Source organism: uncultured Veillonella sp. (genome assembly GCF_915069625.1).
Taxonomy (GTDB): Bacteria; Bacillota; Negativicutes; order Veillonellales; family Veillonellaceae; genus Veillonella.
The window spans coordinates 1-6,324 of record NZ_CAJZFD010000120.1 but is presented as its reverse complement, the minus strand read 5'-3'; the positions used below and the strand labels follow the sequence as shown (position 1 = coordinate 6,324).

Annotated in this window: 6 protein-coding genes; all 6 read left to right on the top strand. The window is 41.4% G+C overall.

The annotated features are described in order from the left end of the window. Positions 1-603: deoxyribonuclease IV (locus QZ548_RS07010; protein ID WP_295869298.1), on the top strand; the 603-nt coding region annotated here is incomplete at its 5' end. Between the two features lie 86 nt (positions 604-689). Further along, positions 690-1,925: an exonuclease SbcCD subunit D gene (locus tag QZ548_RS07005; protein WP_295869296.1), complete on the top strand. Its 1,236-nt coding sequence runs from the start codon at positions 690-692 to the stop codon at positions 1,923-1,925. Continuing rightward, positions 1,926-5,009 (top strand): SMC family ATPase, encoded by a 3,084-nt coding sequence (locus tag QZ548_RS07000; protein ID WP_295794247.1) that lies wholly within the window; start codon positions 1,926-1,928, stop codon positions 5,007-5,009. 79 nt (positions 5,010-5,088) lie between these two features. Then, the gene (locus QZ548_RS06995; RefSeq protein WP_004695332.1) at positions 5,089-5,463 is read left to right on the top strand and encodes a VOC family protein; all 375 of its coding nucleotides are present in this window, start codon (positions 5,089-5,091) and stop codon (positions 5,461-5,463) included. After that, positions 5,463-6,170, top strand: coding sequence for a tRNA threonylcarbamoyladenosine dehydratase (locus tag QZ548_RS06990; protein ID WP_295794245.1), 708 nt, complete (start codon positions 5,463-5,465; stop codon positions 6,168-6,170). Before QZ548_RS06995 ends, QZ548_RS06990 begins: the two co-directional genes overlap by 1 nt. Continuing rightward, a partial coding sequence (locus QZ548_RS06985; RefSeq protein ID WP_295869300.1) for a peptidylprolyl isomerase occupies positions 6,167-6,324 on the top strand: 158 nt, incomplete at its 3' end. The genes QZ548_RS06990 and QZ548_RS06985, both read left to right, overlap by 4 nt.

The following is a 6,324-nucleotide window of genomic DNA, read 5'->3' as shown; positions in this document are numbered from 1 at the left end:
GAAGATTTGCGCGCTTTTGCAAAGCAGGCCATGACAGAAGACCTAGAGCGTATGGAATATTTACCAGGCCAAATGTATAACTTTCACCCTGGCAGCCATGTAAAGCAAGGTGTAGATCAAGGCATCGAATATATCGTGGAATGTTTGAATGAAATCTTATTCCCTGGCATGAAAACAACAGTTCTCTTAGAAGTCATGGCAGGTAAGGGCACAGAAATTGGTTCTCGCTTTGAAGAAATTGCACGCATTATCGATGGTGTGAAATTAAAAGAATACATGGGCGTATGTGTTGATACATGCCATATCCACGAAGGTGGTTATGATATCGTCAATAATCTAGATGGTGTTATTGACGAGTTTGATCGTATTGTAGGATTAGACCGTTTGAAAGCGATTCATTTAAACGACTCTAAAAATCCGATGGGCGCTCATAAAGATCGCCATGAAAAAATTGGGGAAGGTCATATCGGTATCGATGCCATAGCTCGCATTGTGACACATCCTAAATTGACGAATTTGCCGTTCTATTTGGAAACACCAAATGAATTAGATGGCTATGCGAAAGAGATTGCTATGTTGCGCTCTATTGTAGAGAATCAATAATTAAGCTGAATCGTAGTTTTAGTTATATAATAATTTATATAGCTACATTTCCATAAGATATAGGGCGAGCTGGAAAGGGGGATAAAATGCGTTTTTTACATACTGCCGATTGGCATTTAGGACGTATTTTTTATGGGCAGTACTTAACCGAAGACCAAGCTCATGTGTTGGAGAATCAGTTCTTTTCTATTTTGAAGGATGAAAAAATCGATGGCATATTGCTAGCAGGGGATATTTTTGATCGAGCAGTGCCACCTATTGAAGCCATTGAATTATGGGATTCCATCATTACTCGTCTTGCTATGGACTACAAGGTTCCACTCTTTGTAGTTAGCGGTAACCACGATGGCTCAGAACGCCTTGAGGTAGGGCGTTCTATGTTGAGTCGTTCTGGAATCCATATTTGGGGATCCCCTCATCACGCATTACAACCGTTTGAATTTGAAGGGGCTGACGGTAAGGTCGCTATTTGCCCTATGCCCTTTAGCGAGCCGCGTCGTATAGGTGATGCATTAGGTTTGGGTGCATCTGTATCAAAACCTGTTGATATAGATATGACCGAGGACTCCCTGTTCTCCTATGTGGAGACTAACGAGCAAGAGTTCGGCTCGCTTAATTTACATAATTACGACCAAATGTATCAGGCATGGAGTGACTACTTGTACAAACAAGTGCCAAAGGGGAGGCGCAGCATTGCCATTAGTCATGCTTTTGTAATGGGCGGTGAAGTAGGTGGTTCTGAGCGCACACTATCTGTAGGCGGTAGTGAACAAGTAAGCCCACAAGTCTTTAAGGACTTTCACTATACAGCCCTTGGACATCTGCATGGCCCGCAACGGATGGGGGCAGACTATATTCGCTATAGCGGATCGCCTTTAAAATATTCCTTTGATGAGCATACGCAGAAGAAGTCTTTTACCATCATAGATATGGATAAAAAAGGTAACGTAGATATTAGCACCATTCCTGTAGAGGCGAAACGTGACGTAGTGATTTTAGAAGGTTATTTTGAAGACCTGTTAAACAATAAGGAATTACAGGCTAAGCATAAAGATGATTATGTGCAAGCCCGTTTGCTAGATACGATGCCTATTATGGATGGGATGGCTAAATTGCGCCAAGTGTATCATCGCTGTATGACCATTGATTTAGTTGGTCGAGTAGCAACGCCTATGGCAGATATGGATGAAGCTGTATTTAAAGAGTTAAACGAACGTGAATTGTTTAACCAATTTGCCGAAACTGTATGGAAAGAACCATTAACAGAGCGAGAACAACAATACATCAACTCTGTATGGGACCGAATTCTAAAGGAGGACTAAATGAAGCCTATATCTTTAACTATAGAAGCCTTTGGTCCATACCGCGACTCGGTTACCTTGGACTTTAACGAGCTTCAAGACCATTCTATGTTCCTCATCTCTGGTCCTACGGGGGCAGGTAAAACATCTATACTAGATGCCATGGTGTATGCCTTATATGGTGAGCCTAGTGGAGAGGTGCGTAAAACAGATGCAATTCGCAGTGACTTTGCAGAACCTGATCGTATGACGCGGGTAGATTTTTCCTTTGCTATCGGTGATGCTCAGTACCGTGTTGAAAGACTGCCAAAACAATTGGTAGCAAAGAAGCGCGGTACTGGTATGCGTGAGCAGAATGCTAGTGCTACTGTTTACGAAATGAAAGATGGGGAATGGAAGGTCATTGCCACCTCTGCAGCGGCTATTCGCGATACGATTCAAAGAATCATAGGCTTTCGTAAGGATCAATTCTTACAGGTGGTTCTTTTGCCGCAAGGAGAATTCCGAAAATTACTAGTAGCCTCCACTAGTGAACGGGAGGAGTTATTACATACACTCTTTAGAACCGAGTTATATCGAAGATTACAAGATGCTCTAAAAGCTTCTTATGATGACGCAAAAGCAGGGATTGAAGAAAATCTAACAAAACAGAATGCATTGCTGCAATCCATTCCACATGACGAAGACATACCCGTACTAACCATTGAACATGTACGAGATCTGTTGAAACATAGAGAGCCACACCGAGATGCTCTTGTTATTGAGCGTGATAAAGCTGTAACTGTAGTGGAGCAGTTCAATACGTTGCGAAATGAGTGGGCCTTATATAACCAAGCACAACAATCTCTTGCAGAGGCTATCTCTAAATTAGACCTCGTGAAAGCCAGAGAAGCGGAGCGTGCTAGCTTACGTGAAAAGGTTCAGTTCCTTACCTCTTTAACGCCAAGCTTTGAGTTATATAAACAGTTTACTGATAAGCAGTCGGTGTTAAAAACCTTGGAAACGTCACTTTCAGAGGCTGAAAAAAATGTAGACAGTGCAACTCAATATGAGTCTAAATGTATAGAGGCTCATGCAGTATTAGAAGCTCAAGCTGAAACTATGCAAGCTAAGCGAACTACGCTTGCCCAAATGGAACAGCAATCAGAAAAGTTTAATGAGTTAGCAGTGCTAAATAAGGAACTGAGCACATTAAAGAGTAACTTACTGACAAAGGACCGTGAGAAAAGCGAAGCTGCGTTACAGGCACAGCATAAGACAGTAGCTGATTTAGAGGCTAAGTTAGTTGCGGACAGGCAGCAGTTACAAGGTAATAGCAAAGCGTTAGACTCTATTTCTCGTATCCAAGAACAGTTAAGTCATTTGCAACGATATTCTGAATTGGTTGCTGAGAAACAGAAGGTTCAAAATGATATCGATGCTAAAGATAAGGCATTAGCTACGCTTGATGAATTCGTAAAGAATTCAAAGGTGCAGCTTGAACGGTTAGAACATTTGATGGCAGAAGGGCGTGCCTTTGAACTCGTTCATTTAGTCGTAGATAACGAACCTTGTCCAGTATGCGGCTCTACAGAGCATCCACAGTTGGCAGCCAAGCCTGAGTTATATCCCACTAAAGAGGAGATAGAAGAGGCTCGTGCCGTGCGTGATCTTGAGTTACAAAAGCAAGCTAGTGAAATTGGTCAGAAAGAAACGTTAGCTCTTCGTCTACATGAGTTAGATCAGCAAATTAAAGACCAAGTTTCTCAGTTGAAGTCATCTATTGAGAGTTTTTCAGAAGAGGCTTTTGCTTCTATTCAACATGACTTGTTATCCAAAATGGAACAGCTTACAACCTTGCGTAGCGACACTGAACAACTGAGCAACACTATAGCTAATACTGAGGGGGACCTTAGTGCGGCTAAAGATACACTAGCGAAACTGGAGACGGCTCATAAGGAATTACTTGATAACTTGCACAATTTAGAGGTTCAGATTAGTACGGTACAGGCTAAAATTGATGCTCTTTCTGAAAGTTTGCCAACTACGGATGTAGCTGCATGGCATAAAGAGATAGAATCATTGGTATCTGAGCTTGCAGACTACGATGAACAGGTGAAAGTTTGTAAAGCAAATCTAGATTCTGCTAGAGAAGTGCTCAATGCTAAACGGGGACGTCTAGAAACCTTATTTGCCCAAGTGCAGGAAGACAAAAAAAATCTTGATGTACTCAATAAAGACTATGTAGAATCATTGCAATCGATTTCTTTATCTGAAGATGACTTTATAGATGCGTTGGATGATTATAAGGCTTTAGATACGTTTAGAACTGAACTACATGCATTGGACGAGGCTTTCAATAAAGCTCAAGCTGTATATGATGCGGCATTGAAGCATGCTCAATCTGTAGTGAAGCCAAGTGATACCGTTTCCAATGAAGTATATGATGCAGCAGTAGAACAGCGTGATGATTTAGTGGGTTCTCTTGCGGCTTGGGATAGAGAAACGAAACATATTGAAACGACACTAGTTTCTCTAGAAACACTTGAACAAGCTATGGGAGAAGCCCGTGAGGAAGTGACTTTCTTAAGTCGCCTAAATGACTTGGCAAATGGCGGTGAACAAGGGTTCAAAAATGTAACCTTTGAGCGCTATGTATTGGGAGCTATTTTAGATGAAGTCGTATATGCAGCTAATTTACGACTTCAAACGATGAGTCGTAATCGCTATTCCTTGGAACGTTCTGACTATACTGGTGGTGGACGGGGCAAACAAGGCCTCGATCTGGCAGTTATAGATGCTTTCACCGGTCAATCAAGACCTGCGAATACCTTGTCTGGTGGTGAAACATTCTTGGCCTCTATGGCACTTGCCTTAGGTCTTGCGGATGTTATCCAAAGTTATGCAGGTGGTATTCATATGGATACGATGTTTATCGACGAAGGCTTTGGTACACTTGATCCTGATACATTGGAACTCGCCATGGAAACACTGGTGAAATTACAATCATCAGGTCGTCTTATCGGCATGATTTCCCATGTACCTGAATTAAAGACTCGTATACCGGCCCACTTAGAGGTCACACGTGGTGACGATGGTAGTACGGCAAAATTTGTTATTAACTAGCTATAGAATTGTCAAATGTGATACTATTAAAAGAGGAGAATTCCTACAAAAACATACTGGAATTAATTAAGGAGGTCCTATGAAGTTTTCATTTGCTCATAATAATATAAATGTTAAGGATCTTGATAAGAGTTTAGCATTCTATAAAGAGGCCTTGTTACTTGAGGAATCTCGCCGTTTGGAAGATCCAAGTGGTGCTTTCACTCTTGTATATTTAAAAAGTCCATACACAGCGCATGAACTAGAACTTACATGGTTGCGCGACTGGGATCGCCCTTATAATTTAGGGGACAATGAATTCCATTTAGCGTTTTATGTAGATGACTACGAAGCAGCTCTTAAAAAGCATAAAGAGATGGGCGTTGTAGCTTATGAAAATGCTGACATGGGCATTTACTTTATTGCCGATCCAGACGGGTATTGGACAGAAATTATTCCAGCAGGTAAATACTAATGGAATATATGTTAACTCGTTTAGAGTGGCTAGTTGGTCCTGATAAAATCAAAACCTTAAAAGATACGTCTGTGGCTCTCTTTGGTGTTGGCGGCGTTGGTGGCGGTGCCCTTGAGGTATTAGTTCGAGCTGGTGTGGGACGCATCGTTCTTATCGATGGCGACTCTATTGCACCAAGTAACTTAAATCGCCAAATGATTACGACTCATGACACAATTGGAGAGCGTAAGGTAGAGGTAGCAAAGGCACGAGCACTTTCTATTAATCCAGATGTAGTGATAGAAACTCATGATATTATGTATACTGAGGAAAATTACCCTGGATTTATTCAAAGCTTGAACGTTGATTATGTAATCGATGCCATCGATATGGTAACGGCAAAACTTAATATTATTGAGGTGTGTCAACGGGAAAGCATCCCTGTTATTTCTTGTATGGGCGGCGGCAATCGCTTTTACCCTGAAAAACTTATGATTGCTGATATCAATAAGTCTCATACATGTCCTTTGGCGCGCGTTATGCGTCGGGAGCTCAAAAAACGGGGCATAAAAAAGCAATTAGTTTTATTTTCTACAGAAAAACCGACAAAACCACAATTCCGAGGCGAAGCAACAAGCCCTGGTACATGTAGTTTTGTGCCACCAGTGGCAGGTTTTATATTAGCAGCACATGTGTTGCGTACAATTTTGGAGGTACCTGAACAATGAAAAAAGCAAAAATCCATATGGCTGACGGCGGCGATATTGTAATTGAATTATTTGATAAAGAAGCTCCTGGTACAGTACAAAACTTTATTGATTTGATTAACAAAGGTTTCTATAATGGCCTTCGTTTCCACCGTGTAATTCCTGGCTTCGTAGC